We start from the raw sequence: 23,155 nt of genomic DNA on the forward strand, positions 1-23,155 counted from the left end.
TGTGGTTTGACGGTTACTTCAAGGCGCGCAGCACGGCGCGCACGGCGTCGGCGCGGGCCGGAATCTGCGCGGCCTTGATCTCAACCCGCAATTTATCCTGTCCCGCCAGTTTGATGTGACGCTGGCGCTGCACGAGTTCGATGATCTTGCCGGGATCGACCGAGGTCTTGGGGCCGAATTGCAGCAGCGCCTGGGTTTCGCTGGCGTCGATCTTGACGATGCCCAGGGGCTGGGCGGCCAGGCGCAGGCGGTGCGTGGCGAGCAGCGTCTGCGCGGCCTCGGGCAGCTTGCCGAAGCGGTCGATCAGTTCTTCCTGGATGTGGATCAGGTCGTCTTCGTCCGCGGCGTGCGCCAGGCGCTTGTAGATGCCCAGGCGCGCATGGACGTCGGCGCAATAGTCGGACGGCAGCAGCGCCGGGGCGTGCAGGTTGACTTCGCAGGCCAGGTTGAAGGGCGCGTCCAGGTCGGGTTCTTCGCCGGCGCGCAGCGCGCGCACGGCTTCGTTGAGCATCTCGTTGTACATCGAGAAGCCCACTTCCTGGATGTTGCCGGACTGCGAATCGCCCAGCACTTCGCCCGTGCCGCGGATCTCCAGGTCATGCATGGCCAGGTAGAAGCCCGAACCCAGCTCTTCCATGGCCTGGATGGCTTCCAGGCGCTTCTTGGCGTTGTTGGTGATGGCGTCCTCGCCGGGCGTCAGCAGGTAGGCGTAGGCCTGGTGGTGCGAGCGCCCGACCCGGCCGCGCAGCTGGTGCAGTTGGGCCAGCCCGAAGCGGTCGGCGCGGTGGATCACAATGGTGTTGGCACTGGGCACGTCGATGCCGGTTTCGATGATGGTGGTGCACAACAGCACGTTGTAGCGCTGCTGGTAGAAGCCCTTCATCACCTGTTCCAGCTCGCGCTCGGGCATCTGGCCATGGGCCACGGCGATGCGGGCCTCGGGCACCAGTTCTTCCAGGCGGGCGCGGCGGTTGTGGATGGTCTCGACTTCGTTGTGCAGGAAATAGCACTGGCCGCCGCGCTTGAGTTCGCGCAAGAGCGCTTCGCGCAGGGTGCTGCCGTCCTCGCGCCGCACGAAGGTCTTGATGGCCAGGCGCTTTTGCGGCGCGGTGGCGATGACGGAGAAGTCGCGGATGCCTTCCAGCGACATGCCCAGCGTGCGCGGAATGGGCGTGGCGGTCAGCGTCAGCACGTCGACCTCGGCGCGCAGCGCTTTCAAGGCTTCCTTCTGGCGCACGCCGAAGCGGTGTTCCTCGTCGATGATGACCAGGCCCAGGCGCTTGAATTTCACGTCCTTGGACAGGATCTTGTGGGTGCCGATGACGATGTCCACGCGGCCGTCGTTGATGCCTTCGATGGCGGCGGAAACTTCCTTGGCCGAGCGGAAGCGCGACAGCTCCACGACCTTCACGGGCCAGTCGGCGAAGCGGTCGGAGAAGGTCTGCGCATGTTGTTCGGCCAGCAGCGTGGTGGGGCAGAGCAGGGCGACCTGCTTGCCGTTGGCCACGGCCAGGAAGGCGGCGCGCAGCGCGACCTCGGTCTTGCCGAAGCCCACGTCGCCGCAGACCAGGCGGTCCATGGGGCGGCCGGAGGTCATGTCGGCGATGACGGCCTCTATGGCGGCGGCCTGGTCGGCTGTTTCCTCGAAGCCGAAGCCCTCGGCGAAGGCCTGGTAGTCGTTGAGCGGCAGGTTGAAGGCGTAGCCTTCGCGCGCGGCGCGCTGGGCGTACAGCGCCAGCAGCTCGGCGGCGGTGTCGCGGACCTGGCGGGCGGCCTTGCGGCGCGCTTTGTCCCATTGGCCGGAGCCCAGCTGGTGCAGGGGCGCGGCTTCCGGATCGGCGCCGCTGTAGCGGGCGATCACGTGCAGCTGCGACACCGGCACGTACAGCGTGCTGCCGTTGGCGTACTCCAGATGCAGGAATTCCATCCCGCCTTCGCCCATGTCCATGTTGACCAGGCCGTGGTAGCGGCCGATGCCGTGCTGCGCATGGACCACGGGGTCGCCTGCACGCAGCTCGGACAGGTCGCGCACCATGGCTTCGACGTTGCTGGCGCGTTCCTGGTCGCGCTTGCCGCGGCGGCCGGTGGTGGCCAGGCCCGGGTACAGGTCGTTTTCGGTGAGGAAGGCCAGATTGGCCTGGGGCAGCCCGAAGCCGGTGGACAGCGGCGCGGCGACGATGCCGAAATGGGCGTCCGAGGCGAGGAAGGCTTCGATGGTGTCGGGCTGTGCGTCCGGTGTGACGCCGAACTCGTTGAGCATCTGCACCAGGGTCTCGCGCCGGCCGGCGGAGTCGGCGCACAGCAGCACGCGTGTCTGGCCGGCCTGCACCAGCGCGCGCAGCTTGGCGATGGGATCTTCAGAACGCCGCGCCACGCTCACATCAGGCGCCGCGCGGAAGTCCGGGTGCGGCTGGCCGGCGGTCAGCGACAGGCGACGGAAGTCCTTCAGCCGCGCGTAGAGCGTCTCGTTGTCCAGGAACAGTTCGGACGGCGGCAGCACCGGCCGTTCGCGGTCGCTCTTGAGGAAGCCGTAGCGGCTGGAGGTGTCCTGGTTGAAGCGCTGGATGGCGTCGTCGATGTCGCCTACGGTGACGGTGACCGTGCCTTGCGTCAGGTAGTCGAACAGGGTCGCCGTTTCCTCGAAGAAGAGCGGCAGGTAGTACTCGACGCCGGCGAACGGAATGCCGTTGCCGATGTCCTTGTAAGGCAAGGCGCGCGAAGGATCGCCTTCGAAGACTTCACGGAAGCGCGCCCGGAAGCGGTTGCGCGCGTCTTCGTCCATCGGGAATTCGCGGCCGGGCAGCAGCTGCACTTCGCGCACCGGGTACAGGCTGCGCTGCGTGTCCACGTCGAAGCTGCGGATGGTCTCGATCTCGTCGTCGAACAGGTCCAGGCGGTAGGGCACCACCGAGCCCATGGGGAACAGGTCGATCAGGCCGCCGCGCAGGCAGAACTCGCCGGGCGCCGTCACCTGGGTGACGTGGTTGTAGTTGGCCAGGGTCAGCTGGGCGCGCAGCGCGGCTTCGTTGAGCTTGTCCTTCTGCTTGAAGGAAAAGGTGTAGGCCGCAAGGAAAGAGGGCGGCGCCAGCCGGTACAGCGCCGTGGTGATCGGCACGGTCAGCACGTCCACCGACTTGGTCATCAGCGAGTGCAGCGTGTGCAGGCGTTCCGAAATCAGGTCCTGGTGCGGCGAGAAGGCGTCGTAGGGCAGCGTTTCCCAGTCGGGCAACTGGCGCACCCGCAGGTCCGGGGCGAACAGCTGGATTTCCTCGGCCAGGCGCTGGGCCTCGACCGGCTCGGCGGTCAGGATGACCAGCGGCGCCGAGGCCTGCCGCGCCAGATCCGCCAGCAGCCAGGCATCGCCGGACCCTGGCGGGCGCGGCTGCGCATAGCGCGCGCCGGCCTTCAGCGCGGACAGAGTGGGGGCCGTGGCGGGGACGGGAGGCGCGAAGGTAGCGGGGGCGGAGGGGGCTGGCATCAGGCTGGAAGCAGGCATCAAGCGGAAGATTATAAAATCACCGCACCATGTCTGCCTCCCTCATTGCAATCGTGCCCGCTGCGGGCGTAGGGGCCCGCGCCAGCCGGCCCGGGCATGAAACCGTGCCTAAGCAATACCGTCCGCTGTCTGGACAGCCCATGCTGCGCCACGCGGTATGCGCGTTGCTGGCCGATGAACGCATCTCGCAGGTGCGGGTGGCCGTGACGCCCGGCGACGGCTGGGTGGATGCGGCGCTGGCCGGCCTGCCGCGCACCGTGTGGCGCGCCTGCGGCGGCGCGACGCGTGCGGATACCGTGGCGGGTGCGCTGGCCGACAGCGGCGTGGCCGACGATACCTGGGTGCTGGTGCACGATGCTGCGCGCCCTGGGCTGCCTGCGGCCGCGCTGGGCCGGCTGATCGACGCCTGCCTGGCGGACCCCGTGGGCGGCCTGTTGGCGCTGCCCGTGGCGGACACCGTCAAGGGCGGCCACGAGCGCGTGGAGCGCACGCTGGACCGCAACGGCCTGTGGCTGGCGCAGACCCCGCAGATGTTCCGGGCCGGCGTGCTGCGCGATGCGCTGACGGCGGCCTCCGTGAGCGGCGCGGCCGTCACCGACGAGGCCTCGGCCATCGAGGCGGCAGGTTACGCGCCGCTGCTGGTGCCCGGCGCCATGCGCAATTTCAAGGTGACATGGCCGGACGATTTCGAACTGATGGAAAAATGGCTATGAGTATTCCTTTCCGCGTCGGCCAGGGTTTCGACGTGCATGCGCTGGTCGAGGGGCGCCCGTTGATCATCGGCGGCGTCACGATCCCCCACACGCATGGCCTGCTGGGGCATTCGGACGCGGACGTGCTGCTGCACGCCATTACCGACGCGCTGCTGGGCGCCGCCGGCCTGGGCGATATCGGCCGGCACTTTCCGGATACCGACCCGGCCTTCAAGGGCGCCGACAGCCGCGTGCTGCTGCGCGAGGCCATGGCGCGCGTGCGCGCCGCGGGCTGGACGCCAGTGAACATCGACGCCACGCTGCACGCGCAGGCGCCCAAGATCGGTCCGCACGCGCCGGCCATGGTGAAGAACATCGCCGCGGATACCGGGCTGGCCGAGACCGAGGTCAACATCAAGGCCAAGACCAACGAGGGCCTGGGGTACCTGGGCCGCAAGGAAGGCATCGCGGCGACGGTGGTGGCCTTGCTGGCGCGCGCGGCTTCCTAGCTCGCGCGAGGGTTCCGCGGCACCACGGCCGAATGCGCTTTTCCGCTGTTCATTTAGTTTGGATACATCTTTAACAAATGAATAAGCGGGTCGAATTGATCTGGCATATTCTGCGCTACTTCAATTCGACTACTGAGACATTCGGATGCATTTACGTGGCATCGCCCTGGCTTCCATCTTCAGCGCGGTAAGCCTGCCCGCGCATGCGCAGTACGAGCAGCAGTTGGGCCCGCTGGCCGGTGCGGTCAAGCAGCAGATGCTGGAGGGCTGGACCGCTGGCGTGCAGGATGGATGGTTCACCCTGCACAACGCGAACAAGGCCGACAGCGAACAGACCCTGTACATGAATGTCGGGCCGGCGCCGGAATCGGGCCGGGTGACCGACGTCAATGTGGTCGTCAAGTCTCCGAATCCGAAAGCGTCCATCGGCGTGGCGCTGAGCAACCGCGCCAACAAGAGCCTGTGCCTGCTCGAACTCACGGCCGACAAGAACACACTGCTGTTCTGTCTGCAGGGGCAGAACCGCCGTGACATCGCGTCGCTGCCCAACATTGCGAAGCTGGACGGTTCCGACCGCATCAGAGTGGTCGAGCTGCCGGGCGCGGCCCGTTTCATCGTCAACGGCCAGCAGATCGGCGATGTCAGCAACGAGCCCGCCACGGGTTCTGAACTGGGCATCATGGCTTACGACGTAGGCACCTTCGGCGTCGCCGACTTCAAGATCACGATGACTGGCGGCCAATCCGGCGCGGCGCCGGCGGCTGCCGGGACCTTGCCCGCGCGCGGCGGCAACGCAGGCGGGGGCACGGCGCAAAAGCCCCAGGCGCAGGCTCCGGCCGCTGGACAGGGCGGCGGCGACTACAACCCGGCCTTGCCGGGGGAAGGCCCCTATCCGCGCTTTGGCGGCGACACCATGCGCATCGTGTCGGTGTACATCGGTATCATGCGCAGCATCTTCATGCACGAGTTCGGGCACGCCCTGATCGGCGAGCTGGAGCTGCCCTCGACGGGGGCGGAAGAGGACGCGGTCGACATCTACTCGGCGCTGCAGATCGTCGAGCCGACCATGTATCCGTCGGACAACAAGGAAGTGAACACCATGGCGCAGGACGCGGCAAAGTACGCGGCCTTGCAGTGGTACTACAGCGGCAAGGTGGCCGAGCGCAGGGGGGCCGACGCCTCCTCGGCCTGGCAAGACGAGCACACTGGCGACCTGAAGCGTTTTCGCAACATGCTCTGCATCATGTACGGCGGCAACCCCGCCGTGTTCGAGTCCATTGCCAAACACGTCGGGCTGGAGGACCGGACCCGGGCGCGTTGCGCGGATGAATTCAACAAGCAGAACCGCGCCTGGAACAAGATCCTGGCGCCTCACACGCGCGTGGGCACCTGGACGCCCGAAGGCCAGCAGCCGGCGAATGCGCCCGGCGCGCCGGTGAAGGTGGTGTTCCAGCCGTCCAAGCGCAAGATCGGCAACTTGTTTGCGAACAATCTGTCCGAAGCGATCTCGAACAACATCAAGCTGCTGGGCGAGCGCTACGTGCTGCCGCGCCCGGTCAACGTGGTGTTCAAGGACTGCGGCCAGCTCAATGCCTGGTACAGCCCGCGCGAAGGCTCGATCACCATGTGCTACGAACTGATCGAAAACATCGCGGTGATGATTTCCGACATCGAGATGGGCACCGTGGGCGGCGAGGTCGCGGCCCAGGGCGGCGGCGCCCCAGGCTCGGCCGCGCCGCGTCAGCAGCCGGCGCCGGGGCAGGGCCTGCCTGCCAGCGCCATCGACGAGCTGAAGGACTTTGGCGTGCCCGCCACGACCATGCTGTTCACCGCGCCGTACAAGGGGCCGACGCCCAACAAGATCTACCGGGCCCAGGTGATCACGACCGCCGACCTGGTCGGGATGATCAAGAAGGACAAGAATCTCCTGATCGTCGACACCAGCGGGCTGCGCGACACGGTGCCCATCGGTTATCCGCTGACAGATGCGGGTTCGGACGGCAGCGTCACGGATCACCTGCAGCAAGGCTTCGACGCCTGGCTGTTGAAGAACAACGGCGGCGATCGCAAGGCGCCCGTCGTGATCCTGGGCGCCGGCATGAACGATCGTTCCGCCTACAACGCGGCGTTGCGCGCCGGCACATTGGGCTGGACCGTGTACTGGTACCGCGGCGGCGTCGAGGCCTGGGTCGCCAACGGCCTGCCGACCACGTCGAGCATGCCGAAGAAATAAGCGATCGACAGCCCTGCATAAGAAAACCCGCCTGCGGCATGCGCCGCAGGCGGGTTTTTTATTGCGCGGGGCCGTTTACTTGCCTTGGGCAGCCAGCGCCAGGGCGGCGGCGTTGACCACGGCGGCAATGCGGCCGGCGTCGCGCAGCTGTTCGGTCGACAGGCCGTCGTTCTTCAGGTTCTCGTAGTGCGAGGCCACGCAGAAATGGCACTTGCCGATGATGGAGGCCACCAGGGCGAACAGCTCGAAGCGCTTCTTCTCGACGCCGCCGTGGGTGGCGTAGGCGTTCATGCGCAACTGGGCCGGCAGGCTCTTCAGTTGGGCGTCGCCGGTCATTTCGACGTAGGGATACCAGGTGTTGTTCATGCCCATGAGGGCAGAGGCCGTCAGCGCGGCGTTGGCGTCGCCTTCCGACAGGCCGCTCTTGAAGGCTTCGACCAGCACCGGGCTGCGCGCGGCGTAGGCGGCGGACAGGGCGGCGCCGACGGCATCTTCGGGAGCCAGGGTCGAGCGGGCGATCACGGCGTCCAGATTCAGGCGGATGTCCTTGGCCCAATCCGGCAGTTGTTCCTTAATGGTCGTAAGAAATTCCATAGCTTTTACCTATAATCTAGAGCAGTTAAAGCCCAGCGCAGGACCCGCAATCGGGTCCCGGGCCGGGCTGGAAATTACAGCGTGGCGCCGCCAACCGTACGGTTGCACGGGCACAGCTCGTCGGTTTGCAGGCCGTCGAGCAGACGCAGAACTTCTTCCGGGTTACGGCCGACGTTCAGGTTGTTCACCGAAACGTGCTGGATCGTGTTGTCCGGATCAACGATGAAGGTGGCGCGCAGGGCAACGCCAGCACCCTTTTCACGCACGCCCAGCTGGTCGATCAGGGCGCCGGTGGTGTCGCCGAACTGGTAGTGACCCAGCTTGTTGAGGTCCGGGTGCTCACGGCGCCAGGCCAGCTTGACGAATTCGTTGTCGCTCGAACCGCCCAGCAGGACGGCGTCGCGGTCTTCGAAATCCTTGGCCAGCTTGTTGAAGCCGACGATTTCGGTCGGGCAAACAAACGTGAAGTCTTTCGGGTAGAAGTAGATGACCTTCCACTTGCCGGGGAACGAGCTTTCGGTGATGTCTTCAAACGCCGACACGCCGTTTTCTTCGTGCTGGTTGAAGCCGGGCTTGACGCCGGTGACCTTGAAGGGTTCGAGTTTGTCGCCAACAGTTTTCATGTTTACTCCCAGTTGTTGGTGGAATTAAGGCTGCGCCTCAAACCTTAATTCTACGCTATGGATTTTCGTTGTCTAATTGATAATTCCTAAACTTTGCTTTGGGCAACTCTATCCTTGCGGTCAGGCCGCCGCCCTCGCGAGGCAGCATGCGCAGCGAGCCGCCCACGTGCTTGAGCAGGCGTTCGACGATGGCCAGGCCCAGCCCCGCGCCGCTGACGCCAGTGCGTGCCGCCTCGCCGCGCGAGAACGGCCGCAGCAGGCGGTCGACGTCTTCCGGCGCGATGCCGGGACCGCGGTCGGACACCTCGATCACGATCATGGAGCCTTCAGCTTGCAGTGTCATGACCAGATGCGCCATGCCGTCGGCGGAACGGCCGTAGCGCCGCGCGTTCTCGATCAGGTTGCTGACGATGCGCTTGAGGTCCAGCGCCGTGATGCGGGCGCGCAGGCCCGGTTCCAGCGTGGCGTCCAGCTCCCCGCCCAGGGATGCGGTATGGCTGCGTTCGCGTTCGTAGAGCTCGGCCAGCACCGCGGAGATGTCCGTGGCCAGCTGCGGCAAGGTGCCGGCGGGGCGCGCGTACTCCATCAATTGGCCGATGCTGTGGTCGATCTGGCCCAGGTCTTCGTCGATGGCCTGGCGGGCGTCCTCGGACACGCCGCTCAACTCGATCTCGAGTCGCATGCGCGCAAGCGGCGTGCGCAGGTCGTGCGAGATCCCCGCGAGCATCAGCTCGCGGTCGGCCTCCGCCTGTCTCAGGTCCTTGGCCATGCGGTTGAACGAGGCGTTCAGGTCGCGGATCTCCAGCGGTCCCTGCTCGGGCAGGGCAGCGGGAGTTTCGCCCCGCGACAGCACCTGGGCGGCCCGGGCCAGCCGCGATAGCGGCCGGTTGACGAAGCCCACGCTGACCGCGGCTCCCACCAGCGACAGCAATAGCGCCGTGGCGCCCCAGCCCAGCCATTCGATCCCGCCCGTCAGGCCGATCTGCTCGCGCTCGAACACCAGCCAGTAAAGGTCTTTCTCTATCTGGAAACTGACCCAGAAGCCGGGCACCTGGTTGACGCCCCAGGCAATCTGCGTTTCCGGGCCGAAGCGCGTGCGGATGTGCTGGGCAACGCGTTGCCAGTAATCGTCGTCGGGGAGGGCTTCGGCGAAGTCGGTGACTTCGCGCGGATAGACCTGGATGTCTTCGTTGGTGGCCAAGTCCAGCAGCAGCTTGCTGCGCTCGTCGTTATGCGAGTAGATCAGCGCGGTGCGCGTGATATTGACGGCCGTGATCACCCGCTGCGCCATTTGATTGGCGCGCGGTCCCAGCTCCATGCTGAAGAATACTTGTAGCCACGCGCCCAGGCTGACGAGCATCAGCGCGGCGAGCAACAGGAACGTGCGGCCGAACAAGCCGAGCCGCAAACGTGATGTCAGGTTCCTGAAGGTTCTGCGCAAGCGGGGCACGAGGCTGCGCTCCTGCCCGGGGCGGGCGAGTCGGTCAGCTACCACCGTCCGGCACAAACACGTATCCGAGACCCCAGACGGTCTGGATGAATACGGGCTTGGACGGATTCGGTTCGATCAGCTTGCGCAGGCGCGAGATCTGCACGTCCAGGCTGCGATCGAAGGCTTCGTATTCGCGGCCGCGCGCCAGTTCCATGAGCTTGTCGCGCGACAGCGGGATCTTGGGGTGGCGTGCGAACACCTTCAGCACCGAGAATTCGCCGGTGGTGATGGGCACCTGTTCGCCGTTGCGCGTGAGCGTGCGGGTGGACAGGTTCAGCGTGTAGGGGCCGAAGGCGATGGACTCGTTTTCCTGGCTGGGGGCGCCGGGGTGTTCCTCGGTGCCGCGGCGGCGCAGGATCGCGTTGATCCGCGCCAGCAGTTCCCGGGGGTTGAACGGCTTGGACAGGTAGTCGTCCGCACCCATTTCCAGGCCGACGATGCGGTCGATTTCTTCCGCCTTGGCCGTCAGCATGATGATGGGGGTATTGTCGTGACCACCGCGCAGCCGGCGACAGATGGACAGGCCATCTTCTCCAGGCAGCATCAGATCCAGCACGAGCAGGTCGAAATGCTCGCGTTGCCAGAGTTTGCCCATCTCTTTGGCGTCTTCGGCAACGAAAACGTTGAATCCCTGTTCGGATAAGTACCGACGCAGCAAATCGCGCAAGCGCGGATCATCGTCGACGACGAGGATTTTTCGGGTGGGGGTGGTGTTTTGCGTATTCATGGCCGGAAATGTAACAGTGGCAAGAACCAGCGGCTAGTGGGCGTTCACAAGATATTACACATTGCGAACCATGGTTGAAATCCCCCTCGCATCCCCCTGATAACCGGGGGCGGAGTCGCGGTATTTCGTACAATCTGCATCTATGGAACTAAACCTGCTGGCTTTGGAAACTTCTTCGTCCCGTTGCGGCGTGGCTCTGTTGCGGGCGGTCGATGGCCGCCTGGAGGTCAGCGTCAGGGAACATGAAGGCTCCCAGGAGCACGCGGAACGGCTCCTGCCCATGGCCAACGAGTTGCTGGCGGCGTCCGGACTGGCGCCAGCCGCCTTGCACGCGGTGGCTTTTGGCCAGGGTCCGGGCGGATTCACCGGCCTGCGGGTGGCCTGCGGAGTGGCGCAAGGCATGGGCCTCGGCCTGGGCATCCCCGTTGTCCCCATTGTCTCTCATCAGGCGGTCGCCGCACAGGTGGAGACCACCCCGGCGGGCGCGATCGTGGTTGCGCTGGACGCCCGCATGAACGAGGTCTATCTGGCCGTCTACCGCCAGGCGAACATTTCAGATGGCGAAATCTCTTGGGAAGTCCTGCAGGCGCCCTTGCTGATCGCGGCGGCCGAAGTCGTGCCATGGACCGCACATCACCTGCCGGCCTGGTCGGCGCGCGCGGGCCTGCCGCTGGAACCGGTATTGGCCGGCGATGCCTGGGATGCCTACGCGTCCGAAATGGAATATCCCGGCGCCTGGCGCCGCGCGGACGCCAGGCGCCCGGAAGCGGCCAGCGTCGCCCGTTTGGGGCGGCAGGGCTGGTTGCGGGGCGAGGCCGTGGCGCCCGAGCTGGCTGCGCCGCTCTACGTGCGCGACAAGGTGGCATTCACCACGGCCGAGCGCATGCGCGGCGAAGGCGGTAATCCGAAAGCCCGGCCTTCGCTGGTTCCCTCGGTGCCTCAACCAATGACCGACGCCGACCTGGACGAGGTCGTGGCGCTGGAGGCGCACGTGCAGGCCTTCCCCTGGACGCGCGGCAATTTCGCGGACGCCCTGGCGGCAGGCTACGGCGCCTGGGCGCTGCGGCGCGAAGGCAAGCTGGCGGGGTTTTGCGTGCTCATGTTCGCGCCCGACGTGGCGCACCTGTTGGTGATCGCGGTGGCCAAACCGCTGCACCGCCAGGGCCTGGGCGGCTTGCTGCTGGACTGGTGCGAGCAGCAGGCGCGCGAACGCGGCATGGAGGGCGTGCTGCTGGAGGTGCGCCCCTCCAATGAGTCGGCCATCAGTTTCTACAAACGGCACGGGTATCTGCAAATCGGCGTGCGCCGAGGCTATTACCCGGCCGAGAAAGGCGGCAGGGAAGACGCCCTGGTCATGCAGAAGCGCTTTGCGGCGGATGGAGCGGCGGCATGAGCCAGCCCAACGCAGCGCCGCCGCCGGCCGCGCCCCGGGTCAATCCGCTGCAGCGCATCTGGTTGCGCGAGATCGGCATGGAGCGGCTGTGGCTGCGTCCGGCCCCTGCGCCCAGCAGGCCGACGGCCGAGACGCAAGTCCTTGTTTCGACGCCGGTTTTGCCGGCTGCGGCGCAGATTCCCGTAGCTGAGGCGCCGATTGCGCCGCAGCCTGTTGCGGCTGTCGCGCCGGTCGCTGCCGTCCCGGCGCGCGAGGCAGCGCCCGCCGCCGTAGCGGCGCCTGCGGAACCGACTCCTGGTCGTGCCGGAATACCGACGTCGATCCTGAACCGCAAAGGCCCGCCGCCGCCGCCAGCTCCCAAGGCCGAGGCTGAGGCAGCGCTTCCGCCGCCCGTGCCGGTGGCAGAAGCGATCCGGAATTCCACGCTGGAAGAAATGCACGATCAGGTCGTGGCCTGTTCCGCCTGCGGGCTGTGCAAGGGCCGCCGCAACGCGGTTTTCGGTCACGGCGGCCAGCCCACGCGCTGGCTGGTGGTGGGCGAGGCGCCTGGCGAGCAAGAGGACCGGCAAGGGCAGCCCTTCGTGGGCCGCTCGGGCCAGTTGCTGGACGCCATGCTGTCGTCGGTGTCCATGAGCCGCGAGCGCGACGTGTTCATCACCAACGTCATCAAGTGCCGGCCGCCTGGCAATCGCAATCCCAAGCCCGAGGAAATCGCGGCCTGCAGTCCCTACCTGATGCGCCAGATCGCGCTGCTCAAGCCGGAGCGGATCCTGGTGCTGGGCCGTTTCGCGGCCCAGACGCTGCTGGGCACGGACGCGACCATCGGCAGCCTGCGCGGCCGTATCCACCAGTTGAAGACCGACGAAGGGCGGGAGATTCCGGTGGTCGTCAGCTACCACCCCGCCTACCTGCTGCGCAGCCCCAGCGAGAAGGCGCGCGCCTGGCAGGACCTGCGCCTGGCCGTGGCGCAATTGGCCTGAGCCTGGCTCCATGGTCGTGGGGCAAAGAAAAACCGGGCGCAAGCCCGGTTTTTTCATTGCAGCGGAATTGCGCGCCTAGTGCGTGGAGTCCAGCGCGCGCCCGTGGCCTTCCTGGCCGATCTGGTCGTGCAGTTCGGGATTGGCCTGCAGGTTGCGCTTGCTCCAGCGCATGAAGACCACCATCAGCACCGCGACCACGGTGCCGAAGATCACGATGATGATGTTGATGGGCAACTGCAGCCACAGCAGCAGCGTGTACATGGCCACCATCAGCAGGATGTTGAGCTGTTCGTTGAAGTTCTGCACGGCGATGGAGTGGCCGGCCGACAGCAGCACGTGGCCGCGGTGCTGCAGCAGCGCGTTCATCGGCACCACGAAGAAGCCGGCCAGGCCGCCCGTGATCAGCAGCAGCAGGTAGACGCTCCAGGGCGAGTAGACCAGCGGCATCAGCAGCACGACCAGGCCCATGGCGGCGCCGACCGGCAACACGGCCAGCGCGCGGCGCAGCGGAATGCGGCCCGCCAGGATGGAGCCGACGACGGTGCCCAGCGCGGCCACGCCCATCAGCATCGAGGCCTTGTCCAGTTGGTATCCGAGGTGGCTGCGGCCCCATTCGATGACGATCAACTGCAGCGTGGCGCCCGCGCCCCAGAACAGGGTGGTGACGGCCAGCGAGATCTGGCCCAGCTTGTCTTTCCACAGCACACGGACGTAGCCCCAGAAGGTGCGGATGAGCCGCACCGGGTTCTTCTGCTGCGGCGGGTAGCGCACGTGGGTGTGCGGAATCAGCAGGTTGCACAGCGCCGCCAGCAGGTACACGAAGGCGATGACCAGGATCGCGGCCTCGGCCGGGGTGTGGACCAGCTTGCCGATGAAGGAGTGGCTGAGCAGGGCGGTGGAAACAGAGGACGAGATCAGCAGGCCGCCCAGCACCGTGCCCAGGATGATGGAGAAGACGGTCAGGCCCTCGATCCAGCTATTGCCCTTGACCAGCATGGCCGGGGGCAGCATTTCCGTGACGATGCCGTACTTGGCGGGGGAGTAGGCCGCGGCGCCGATGCCGACGATGCCGTAGGCCGCGCAGACCAGGTAGGTCTGGTACTCGGGGGCGACGCCGATGCTGGCATACGAGAACATCAGCATGCAGCCGGTCACTTTCAGGGCATTGGTGGAGAACATCACGCGGCCCTTGGGGAAGGAGTCCGCCAGCGCCCCGACAAAGGCGGCCAGCACCACATAAGCCAGCGCGAACGACCACTTCATCATGGGCGCCATCCAGTCCGGCCCATGCAGTTCCTGTATCAAGGCGATGGCTGCGATGAACAGCGCGTTGTCCGCCAATGACGAGAAGGCCTGCGCGGCCATGACCAGATAGAAACCACGTTTCAAGAATGTCCCCGTTCTCAGGCCTGGCCCCGGCCAGTCCGCGTGAAAATTTATGTGTCGTGCAAAAAAGTGTCAGGGAGTATAGCCGGACCCCAGGCGGCGGCCATTGAGCGTTTGCCCGCGGGTTGACCGCCGGCAAGCCTTAGGGACAACACGCCTTGACCCTTGCTGACGTTCGGGGACAGACTGCCTGCGGTATCATACGACCCATGTGTAAGCCGGCCCCCCAGGGGCCGGTTTGCAATCTGTGCGGCAGGTCCGTTAACGCCTTTCGTTCAACCCACCCCGTCGTCATCGTATTGTGCGTCTTACTCAGCTAAAACTCGCCGGCTTCAAGTCCTTCGTCGATCCCACCGTGATTCCCGTGCCCAGCCAACTGGTGGGCGTGGTGGGTCCCAATGGCTGCGGAAAATCGAACATCATTGATGCCGTGCGCTGGGTGCTGGGTGAGGCCAAGGCCTCGGAACTGCGCGGCGAGTCCATGCAGGACGTCATTTTCAACGGCTCCGGCAACCGTAAGCCTGCTGCGCGGGCCTCGGTGGAAATGGTGTTCGACAACAGCGAAGGGCGCGCCGCCGGCCAGTGGAGCACCTACGCGGAAATCGCCGTGCGCCGGGTGCTGACCCGCGACGGCACCAGCAGCTACTTCGTCAACAACCAGCAGGTCCGCCGCCGCGACATCCACGACATCTTCCTGGGCACCGGCCTGGGCGCCCGCGGCTACGCCATCATCGGCCAGGGCATGATCAACCGCCTGATCGAGGCGCGCCCCGAAGAACTGCGGGTGTTCCTGGAAGAGGCGGCAGGGGTGTCGCGCTACAAGGAACGGCGCCGCGAGACCGAGAACCGCCTGTCCGACACGCGCGAGAACCTGACCCGCGTCGAAGACATCCTGCGCGAACTCAATAATCAGCTGGAGAAGCTGGAAGCGCAGGCCGAAGTGGCCACGCGCTACCGCGAACTCCAGGCCGACGGCGAAAAGAAGCAGCATGCGTTGTGGTTCCTGAAGGAAACCGGGGCGCGCGAAGAGCGCGCCAAGAAAGCCCAGGAGATGGCGCAGGCCCAGAATGAACTGGAAGCCGCCATCGCCGGCCTGCGGGCGGGCGAAGCCGCGCTGGAGTCCCGCCGCCAGGCCCACTACGCCGCCAGCGATGCAGTGCATACCGCCCAGGGCGGGCTGTACGAGGCCAACGCGCAAGTCAGCCGCCTGGAAGCCGAAATCCGTCACGTGGTGGATTCCCGCAACCGCCTGCAAGCGCGCCGCGATCAGCTGCAGCAGCAGATCGGCGAGTGGACCGCCCAGCGCGAGCATTGCACCGAACAGATCGCCCAGGCCGAGGAAGACCTAGCCGCCGGCGCCGCCCGCACGGAAGAGGCGCGCGCCAAGGCCGAGGACGCCCAGGCCGCGCTGCCGGCCGTGGAGCAGCGCGTGCGCGAAGCCGCCTCCGGGCGCGACGAGATGCGCGCCGCGCTGGCCCGCGTCGAACAGAATCTTGCCCTGGTGGCCCAGTCGCAGCGCGACGCGGACCGCCAGATGCAGGCGCTGGAGCAGCGCCGCGAACGCTTGCAACAGGAACTGCGCGAACTGCACAGTCCCGATCCGGTGCGCCTGGAGCAACTGGCTGGCGACCGCGCCGCCGGCGAGGACCAGCTCGAGGAAGCCCAGGAAGAGCTGGCTACCCTGGAAGGCCGCGTGCCGGAAGCGGATGCCGAGCGCAGCCGCGCCCAGGCCGCCGCCCAGACCGACGTGCAGAACCTGGCGCGCCTGGAAGCCCGCCTGTCGGCTCTGGTGAAGCTGCAGGAAGACGTGCAGAAGCAGGGGGCGCTGGAACCCTGGCTGGCCAAGCATGAGCTGGCCGGACTGTCGCGTTTGTGGCAGAAGCTGCACATCGAACCGGGCTGGGAAACCGCCCTGGAAGCCGCACTGCGCGAGCGCATGGCCTCGATGGAAGTGCGCAACCTGGATTGGGCCCGCGCCTTCGCCGAGGATGCGCCGCCGGCCAGGCTGGCCTTCTACCAGCTGCCGGCCGCCGCGCCGACGCCCGCCGCGCCGGCCGGCCTGACCTCGCTCGCCAGCCTGCTGCGCATCACCGATCCCGACCTGCGTACGCTGCTGAATGAGTGGCTGGGCGGCATCTACACGGCCACCGACGTGACCCAGGCGCTGGCCATGCGCGCCAGCCTGCCCGCGGGCGGGGCCTGCGTGGTCAAGGCCGGCCATCTGGTCGACGCCCACAGCGTGCGTTTCTATGCGCCCGATTCCGAGCAGGCCGGCCTGTTGGCGCGCCAGCAGGAAATCGAGAACCTGCAACGCGAGATCAAGGCCCAGCAACTGATCGCCGACCAGGCGCGCGCCGCGGTCGCCCGTGCCGAGGCCGCCTGGCAACAAGTGTCCCAGGCCATCGCCCCGGCGCGCCAGCGCGTGGCCGAGGTCACCCGCCGGGTGCACGACATCCAGCTGGAACACTCGCGCCTGCAGCAGCAGGCCGAGCAGTCCGGCGAACGCGCCTCGCGCCTGCGCCAGGACCTGGAAGAGATCAAGGTCCAGGAAGAAGACCTGCGCGCCACCCGCGAAGAGGCCGAGGCCCGCTTCGAGGCGCTGGACGAGGAGCTGGCCGAACACCAATCCCGTTTCGCCGACGCCGAGATCGACGGCGAAACCCTGGCGGCCCAGGCCGAAGCGGCCCGCGCCGGCCTGCGCGAACTGGAACGCGCCGCCCAGGAAGCCGAATTTGCCGAACGCGGCATCCAGGTCCGCATTACCGATCTACAGCGCAACCAGCAATTGGCGGCCGACCAAAGCCAGCGCGGCAGCGTCGAACTGGAGCAGCTGATGGTGGACCTGGCCGAGCTGGACGCCTCGGCGTCCCAGGCCGGCCTGCAGGACGCCCTGGAAGCGCGCGCCGAGCGCGAGGAAGCGCTGTCGCGCGCGCGCCAGGAACTGGAAAATCTGGCGGCCCTGCTGCGCGGCGCCGACGAAGACCGCCTGCAGCAGGAACAGACGCTGGAGCCGCGGCGCGCCCGCATCATGGAACTGCAGCTGCAGGAACAGGCCGCCCGCCTGGCCGAAGAGCAGTTCACCGAACAATTGAACGCGCGCGAGGTCGACCGCGAGGCGCTGGCCCAGGATCTGGCCAACCAGCCCGATGAATGGCGCCGCGCCAGCTGGCTGCAGTCCGAAGTCAGCCGCATTTCGCGCCAGATCGAAGCCCTGGGCTCGGTCAACCTGGCGGCGCTGGATGAATTGAACACCTCGCGCGAGCGCAAGGGCTTCCTCGATTCGCAGCACCAGGACCTGATGACCGCCATCGAGACCCTCGAGGACGCCATCCGCAAGATCGACCGCGAAACCCGCGAGCTGCTGCAAGAGACCTTCAACGTCGTCAACGGCCACTTCGGTGAGCTGTTCCCCAAGCTGTTCGGCGGCGGCGAGGCCAAGCTGACCATGACGGGCGAGGAAATTCTCGACGCTGGCGTGCAGGTCATGGCCCAGCCTCCGGGCAAGCGCAACAGCACCATTCACCTGCTGTCCGGCGGCGAAAAGGCCCTGACCGCGACCGCCCTGGTGTTCGCGCTGTTCAAGCTCAACCCTGCGCCGTTCTGCCTGCTGGACGAGGTGGACGCGCCGCTGGATGACGCCAACACGGAGCGCTATGCGAACCTGGTCGCCAACATGAGCGAGCAGACCCAGTTCCTGTTCATCTCGCACAACAAGATCGCGATGCAGATGGCCAAGCAACTGATCGGTGTAACCATGCAAGAGCAAGGGGTTTCGCGTATCGTTGCGGTAGACATAGACTCGGCCGTCCAGATGATGGCCTCCGAAGCGGCATAAACCCAATATTCAGAAGGGCGTCGGGGTTTCGGCGCGGGATTTATACATGAGTGATTTGCAGATCGGGCTGATAGCCCTGGGCGTATTGCTGATACTGCTGGTGCTGGGATTCAACTGGTGGCAGGACCGGCGCGTCCGGCGCAAGATGCAGACCCATTTCCCCTCCACCGAACAGGATCCGCTGTTGGGGGCGGGGGTGGCATCTGCAGGCGCTGCGCCGGCCGCAGGCGCAGCGGCGTCGCGCCGCGAGCCCGGCATGGGCGGCGAAAGCCCCCGTGCCCAGTCCGGTCAGCCGGCGCCGGTCGATGCCGGCAGCGATGCCGACGATACCGAAGAACCCGATCCCGCCTGCGAGGTGGTCATCGAGATCAACTTCGCCGACACCGTGCGCGGCGCCGACCTGCTGCCCTACATGCAGAGCCTGCGCCACGTGGGCCGCAAGCCCATGCGCGTGTTCGCCGAAACCGATCAGCGCCGCCACCGCGCGCGCGTTCACGCCGGCGAATCCTATGCGTCCATGCAGCTGGCCGTGCTGCTGGCCAACCGCAGCGGTCCGCTGACCGCCATCGAATGGTCGCAGGCCTGGGCCCGCGCCCAGGACATGGCCGAGCGTTTCGACGCCACCATCGAAGGTCCGGACCAGCAGGCCGTGCTGGAGCAGGGCGCCCGATTGGACGACACCTGCGCCGCCCTGGACACCCAGGTTGGCCTGACCCTGCTGCTGGGTACGGCCCAGCCCGCCGCCGAAGTCCTGTCCGTGGCGCGCGACCTGGGCTTTGTCGCCGACGGCAGCCGCCTGGCCTGGCCGGCGGACAACGGCATAGCCCGCTTCACGCTGGCGCGCGGCGACGGTGCGGCATTCGATGCCGGCATGGGCGGCATCGAACGCCTGTACCTGCTGCTGGACGTGCCCTGCAGCCCGGCGGACGAGCGCGCTTTCGGCCGCATGGTCGATGTGGGCCGCGATCTGGCTGCCCGTCTGCGCGCGGACCTGGTGGACGACCAGGGCAAGCCGCTGGCCGATGGTTCGGAAACGGTCATCGACGAGCGTCTCCAGGTGCTGTTCGGCCAGCTCGAACAAGCGGGCCTGCCCGCTGGCAGCGAGCGCGCCCTAAGGGTGTTTGCGTAAATGAGCGGCGCGTCTGGCGGTGAAAACGCGGCGCAGGCCGCGGCGCGCTTGCGCGCCGAAATCGAACAGCACAACGTCCGCTACTACGTCTACGACGATCCGTCGATATCGGATGCCGAGTACGACCGGCTGATGCGCGAACTGCAGGCCCTGGAGGCCGAGCATCCGGAGCTGGTGACGCCGGAGTCGCCGACGCAGCGCGTGGGTGCGGCGCCTGTTTCGGCATTTGGCAGCGTGCGTCACGTGGTGCCGATGCTGTCGCTGGGCAACGCCTTCGACGAAGAAGACGTGACGGCCTTCGACCGCCGCGTCACCGACACGCTGCGCGGCGCGGGCCTGCTGGGGCCGGCGCAGCAAGCCGATTACTTCTGCGAGCTCAAGCTGGACGGGCTGGCAATCAGCCTGCGCTACGAAGACGGCCGCCTGGTGCAGGCCGCCACCCGCGGCGACGGCCAGACGGGTGAAGACGTCACCTCCAATATCCGCACCATCAAGGCGATTCCGCTGCAGCTCAAGGGGGCGTACCCCAAGGTGCTGGAAGTCCGCGGCGAAGTCCTGATGAATCGCGCCGACTTTGAAAAGCTGAACCAGGCCCAGGCCAAGCGCGACGAGAAAGTCTTCGTCAATCCGCGCAATGCCGCCGCGGGCAGCCTGCGCCAGCTGGATCCGCGCATCACCGCCAAGCGGCCGCTGCGCTTCTTCGCCTATGGCTGGGGCGAAGTCCAGGGCCTGGCGGGTTCGCAGGGCGGCTTGTTCGCCGAAGCGTCGGCCGGCGTGGCCGAGGCCTCGCAATTGCCCGAGAAATCCCACGGCGCCATGCTGGACTGGCTGGCCTCGCTGGGCCTGCCGGTCAACGTCAAGCACAACCACCGCGCCAGCGGCGCCGAGGGCCTGATGGCTTTCTACGCCAAGGTCGGCGCGCTGCGGCCCGACTTGCCCTACGACATCGACGGCGTGGTCTACAAGGTGGATTCGCTGCCCGCGCAGAAGGTGCTGGGTTTCGTCGCGCGCGCGCCGCGCTTCGCGCTGGCGCACAAGTTCGCCGCCGAGGAAGCCACCACCACCTTGCTCGACATCGAGGTGCAGGTGGGCCGCACCGGCGCCATCACGCCGGTGGCGCGCCTGAAGCCGGTGTTCGTCGGCGGCGTGACCGTCACCAACGCCACGCTGCATAACGAAGACGAGATCCGCCGCAAGGACGTACGCATCGGCGACACGGTCATCGTGCGCCGCGCGGGCGACGTGATTCCGGAAGTACTCGGCCCGGTGCTGGAAAAGCGCCCGGACGACGCCCGCGAATTCGTCATGCCCACGGCCTGTCCGGTTTGCGGCTCCGCCATCGAACGCCTGGAAGACGAGACCATCGCGCGTTGCACCGGCGGTTTGTTCTGCGGCGCGCAGCGCAAGCAGACGCTGTGGCACGCCGCCAGCCGCAAGGCGCTGGACATCGAAGGCCTGGGCGAAAAACTGGTGGATCAGTTGGTCGACAGCGGCCGGGTCAAGACCCTGGCCGACCTGTACAGCCTGCGTCCGCTGGAATTGGTGGGCCTGGACCGCATGGGCCAGAAGTCCGCCGACAACCTGGTGGCCGCCATCGACAAGGCGCGCGCGCCCGGCTTGAACCGCCTGCTGTACGCGCTGGGCATCCGCCACGTGGGCGAGACCACGGCGCGCGACGTGGCGCGCCATTTCGGCAGCATCGACGCCATCATGGACGCCGATGAAGACGCCTTGTCCTCCGTACCCGACGTGGGCCCGGTGGTGGCGGCTTCGATCCGCCGTTTCTTCGCCGAGCAGCACAACCGCGACGTGATCGAACAACTGAAGTCGCAGGGCGTGAATCCCGTGGCCGAGGCGGCGCCGCAAGCCACGACGCTGGCCGGCAAGACCTTCGTGTTGACCGGCACGCTGCCCAATTGGACGCGCGAAGAAGCCTCGATGCGTATCCAGGCGGCGGGCGGCAAGGTCAGCGGCTCGGTGTCCAAGAAAACGGCCTATCTGGTGGCCGGCGAGGATTCCGGCAGCAAGCTCGCCAAGGCCCAGGAACTGGGCGTGGCGGTGCTGGACGAGGACGGCCTGAAGGCCTTGCTGGGCGAGCAGGGCGGCTGAGGCCGCCCGGCCAGGCACCGAATCAGATGGTGCTGCGCGGCATCATGTCGCGGATGGCGGCGGCCGCGCGCTGCAAGGCCGGCAGATGCTGTTGCTTCAATTCGTCGGGCTGGCGGGAGCCCAGCACCATGCTGACGCTCAGGCCTGCCACCGCGCGGCCTTCATGGTTGTACAGCGGCACGGCCACGCCCGCGAAACCATCCACCAATTCGCTGACCGAAATGCAGTAGCCGTCCTGGCGCACCTGCCGGATCAGCTTGCGCAGGGCGCTGCGCGACACAGTCGTGTAGGGCGTCAGGCGCTTCAGGTCCGCGCTTTCCAGATAGGCGTCGAGCGCCTCGTCATCCAGGGTCGATAGCAGCGTGCGGCCCAGGGAATGGGCGTAGGCGGGCAGGCGGCTGCCCACCGACAGGTCCAGCTTGAGGAGCTTGGGGCCTTCCTCGCGCGCCAGGAACACGACATGTTGCCGGTCCAGCACGCCCAGCGAGCAGGTTTCCCCCACGGTCTGCGCGACTTCGCGCATGGTCGCGCGGGTCAGCTTGGGCAGGCTCAGCGAAGCGAAATACGCATAGCCCAGGTCCATGACCTTGGGCGTGGGTGAGAAATTCCTGCCGTCCTGCCGCACATAGCCCAGTTTTTCCAGCGTCAGCAAAATGCGCCGCGACGCCGCGCGGGTCACGTCCAGTTGTTCCGCGGCTTCCTGCACGGTCACGCTGGCCACGCCGGTGGCGTAGATCTGCAGCAGTTGCAGGCCGTTGGCCAGGCTGTCGAGAAACTCCTCTTTCCTTTCTTTCGGTTCCGGCAATGTCGTGTCCATGTGTCGGCAGTCTTGTCTTTGGAGGCTCGATTGTAGTTTGACATCCGCGCCAATCTTCATAAAATGCCAATTAGCGAACAATTGTTCGTTAATTAGATGGGTCGGCCAGGGCACCCGCCCGGTACGTCCCGCAATAACGGAGACATGCCATGTGCAGGAGACTATTGCGCGCCTTGGGCGCATGCGCCCTGGCGGCGGGTGTGGCGGCCAGTTCCGCCGCCAGCGCGGCCGAGGCCTATCCCAGCAAACCTATCCGCTTCGTCGTACCCGCCGCGGCCGGCGGGCCCACTGAAATCGTCACCCGGCTGCTGGCCGAACGCATGACGCAGAGCATGGGCGTATCGGTCATCGTCGAGGCTAAGCCCGGGGCGGGCGGCAACATCGGGGCGGACGCCGTGGCCAAGTCGGCCCCGGACGGCTACACGATCCTGATGGGCACGATAGGCACCAACGCCATCAACCAGACCCTCTACAAGTCCATGCCGTTCCAGCCGCTGAAGGACTTCACGGCGGTAACGCAGGTCGTGTCGTATCCGCTGGTGGTGGTGGTCAACCCCAAGCTGCCGATCCACTCGGTGGCGGACCTCATCGCCTATGCCAAGGCCAATCCCGGCAAGCTCAACCGCGCCTCGGGCGGCAGCGGCACGTCCATGCACATGTCGGGCGAGCTGTTCAACGAGATGGCCGGCGTGCAGATGCAGCACATCCCTTACAAGGGCAGCCTGCCCGCGCTCACGGACGTGATCGGCGGACAGGCCGACCTGGCCTTCGACAGCCTGGTCATCGCCCAGCCCCTGATCAAGTCCGGCAAGCTGCGCGCGATCGCCGTGACCGGCCCGGAACGCTCTCCGGCCGCGCCGGATATTCCGACCGTGGCCGAAACCCTGCCGGGCTATGCCATGACGTCCTGGATCGGCGTATTCGCGCCGGCCGGCACGCCGCGTCCCATTGTCGAACGTCTGCAGCAGGAAATTGCCAAGGCGTTGGCCGATCCCCGCGTGCGCGAACAACTTGTTTCCCAGGCCGCAGATCCGGTGGCCAGCAAGCCCGACGACTTTGCCCGCTTCACAGCCGATGAAACCGAGAAATGGGCGCCGGTCGTCAAGGCCTCCGGCGCATCCGTTTCCTGAATTCCCAAGG

General features: G+C 66.8%; 16 protein-coding genes. 9 read left to right on the forward strand and 7 right to left on the reverse strand.

The window, feature by feature from the left end; genetic code table 11:
- Positions 1-13: 13 nt before the first annotated feature.
- Complete coding sequence (mfd, locus tag ACZ5YA_RS30175; RefSeq protein WP_280015326.1) at positions 14-3,496, reverse strand: transcription-repair coupling factor; 3,483 nt, start codon at positions 3,494-3,496, stop codon at positions 14-16.
- 29 nt (positions 3,497-3,525) lie between these two features.
- On the opposite strand from mfd, the gene ispD reads away from it, so the two are divergent.
- The 3 genes from ispD to ACZ5YA_RS30190 all read left to right on the forward strand — a co-directional run bounded on the left by ispD (position 3,526) and on the right by ACZ5YA_RS30190 (position 6,930).
- Entirely contained in the window at positions 3,526-4,209 is a 684-nt protein-coding gene (gene ispD, locus ACZ5YA_RS30180) for a 2-C-methyl-D-erythritol 4-phosphate cytidylyltransferase (protein WP_059374938.1), read from the forward strand.
- Complete coding sequence (gene ispF, locus ACZ5YA_RS30185) at positions 4,206-4,697, forward strand: 2-C-methyl-D-erythritol 2,4-cyclodiphosphate synthase (RefSeq protein WP_059374937.1); 492 nt, start codon at positions 4,206-4,208, stop codon at positions 4,695-4,697. The genes ispD and ispF overlap by 4 nt, the downstream gene beginning before the upstream one ends.
- Positions 4,698-4,842: 145 nt before the next feature.
- Complete coding sequence (locus ACZ5YA_RS30190) at positions 4,843-6,930, forward strand: DUF4344 domain-containing metallopeptidase (RefSeq protein ID WP_251877451.1); 2,088 nt, start codon at positions 4,843-4,845, stop codon at positions 6,928-6,930.
- Positions 6,931-7,005: 75 nt separating this feature from the next.
- Here the strand turns inward: ACZ5YA_RS30190 and ACZ5YA_RS30195 are convergent, their stop codons facing one another.
- The 4 genes from ACZ5YA_RS30195 to risA all read right to left on the reverse strand — a co-directional run bounded on the left by ACZ5YA_RS30195 (position 7,006) and on the right by risA (position 10,366).
- Complete coding sequence (locus tag ACZ5YA_RS30195) at positions 7,006-7,524, reverse strand: carboxymuconolactone decarboxylase family protein (RefSeq protein ID WP_042796792.1); 519 nt, start codon at positions 7,522-7,524, stop codon at positions 7,006-7,008.
- A 74-nt stretch (positions 7,525-7,598) separates the two neighbouring features.
- Positions 7,599-8,147 (reverse strand): peroxiredoxin, encoded by a 549-nt coding sequence (locus ACZ5YA_RS30200; RefSeq protein ID WP_006389231.1) that lies wholly within the window; start codon positions 8,145-8,147, stop codon positions 7,599-7,601.
- 55 nt (positions 8,148-8,202) lie between these two features.
- The gene (gene risS, locus ACZ5YA_RS30205) at positions 8,203-9,597 is read right to left on the reverse strand and encodes a sensor histidine kinase RisS (RefSeq protein ID WP_464091644.1); all 1,395 of its coding nucleotides are present in this window, start codon (positions 9,595-9,597) and stop codon (positions 8,203-8,205) included.
- Positions 9,598-9,631: 34 nt separating this feature from the next.
- Positions 9,632-10,366, reverse strand: a complete 735-nt coding sequence (gene risA, locus ACZ5YA_RS30210) for a response regulator transcription factor RisA (protein WP_013392162.1) — start codon at positions 10,364-10,366, stop codon at positions 9,632-9,634.
- 142 nt (positions 10,367-10,508) lie between these two features.
- Here risA and tsaB point away from each other — a divergent pair, with 142 nt between their 5' ends.
- A complete protein-coding gene (tsaB, locus tag ACZ5YA_RS30215) occupies positions 10,509-11,759 on the forward strand; it encodes a tRNA (adenosine(37)-N6)-threonylcarbamoyltransferase complex dimerization subunit type 1 TsaB (protein ID WP_118931873.1) in 1,251 nt (416 codons plus the stop codon).
- Entirely contained in the window at positions 11,756-12,739 is a 984-nt protein-coding gene (locus ACZ5YA_RS30220; protein ID WP_118931872.1) for a uracil-DNA glycosylase, read from the forward strand. The genes tsaB and ACZ5YA_RS30220 overlap by 4 nt, the downstream gene beginning before the upstream one ends.
- A 75-nt stretch (positions 12,740-12,814) precedes the next feature.
- Here the strand turns inward: ACZ5YA_RS30220 and lplT are convergent, their stop codons facing one another.
- Entirely contained in the window at positions 12,815-14,128 is a 1,314-nt protein-coding gene (gene lplT / locus ACZ5YA_RS30225; protein ID WP_059374923.1) for a lysophospholipid transporter LplT, read from the reverse strand.
- A gap of 298 nt (positions 14,129-14,426) precedes the next feature.
- On the opposite strand from lplT, the gene smc reads away from it, so the two are divergent.
- The 3 genes from smc to ligA are packed head-to-tail and all read left to right on the forward strand — an operon-like array spanning position 14,427 to position 21,198.
- Positions 14,427-17,960: a chromosome segregation protein SMC gene (gene smc / locus ACZ5YA_RS30230; protein ID WP_251877447.1), complete on the forward strand. Its 3,534-nt coding sequence runs from the start codon at positions 14,427-14,429 to the stop codon at positions 17,958-17,960.
- A gap of 46 nt (positions 17,961-18,006) precedes the next feature.
- The gene (locus tag ACZ5YA_RS30235) at positions 18,007-19,089 is read left to right on the forward strand and encodes a cell division protein ZipA C-terminal FtsZ-binding domain-containing protein (protein WP_464091645.1); all 1,083 of its coding nucleotides are present in this window, start codon (positions 18,007-18,009) and stop codon (positions 19,087-19,089) included.
- The gene (ligA, locus tag ACZ5YA_RS30240; RefSeq protein ID WP_059374912.1) at positions 19,090-21,198 is read left to right on the forward strand and encodes an NAD-dependent DNA ligase LigA; all 2,109 of its coding nucleotides are present in this window, start codon (positions 19,090-19,092) and stop codon (positions 21,196-21,198) included. It abuts the gene before it with no gap.
- A 22-nt stretch (positions 21,199-21,220) separates the two neighbouring features.
- On the opposite strand, the gene ACZ5YA_RS30245 is transcribed toward ligA, so the two are convergent.
- The gene (locus tag ACZ5YA_RS30245) at positions 21,221-22,015 is read right to left on the reverse strand and encodes an IclR family transcriptional regulator domain-containing protein (RefSeq protein ID WP_082400663.1); all 795 of its coding nucleotides are present in this window, start codon (positions 22,013-22,015) and stop codon (positions 21,221-21,223) included.
- 149 nt (positions 22,016-22,164) lie between these two features.
- Between ACZ5YA_RS30245 and ACZ5YA_RS30250 the strand changes: the two genes are divergently transcribed.
- Entirely contained in the window at positions 22,165-23,145 is a 981-nt protein-coding gene (locus tag ACZ5YA_RS30250; RefSeq protein ID WP_059374910.1) for a Bug family tripartite tricarboxylate transporter substrate binding protein, read from the forward strand.
- The last annotated feature ends 10 nt before the right edge of the window (positions 23,146-23,155 follow it).

It is taken from the genome of Achromobacter sp. JCM 18799, assembly GCF_055395645.1.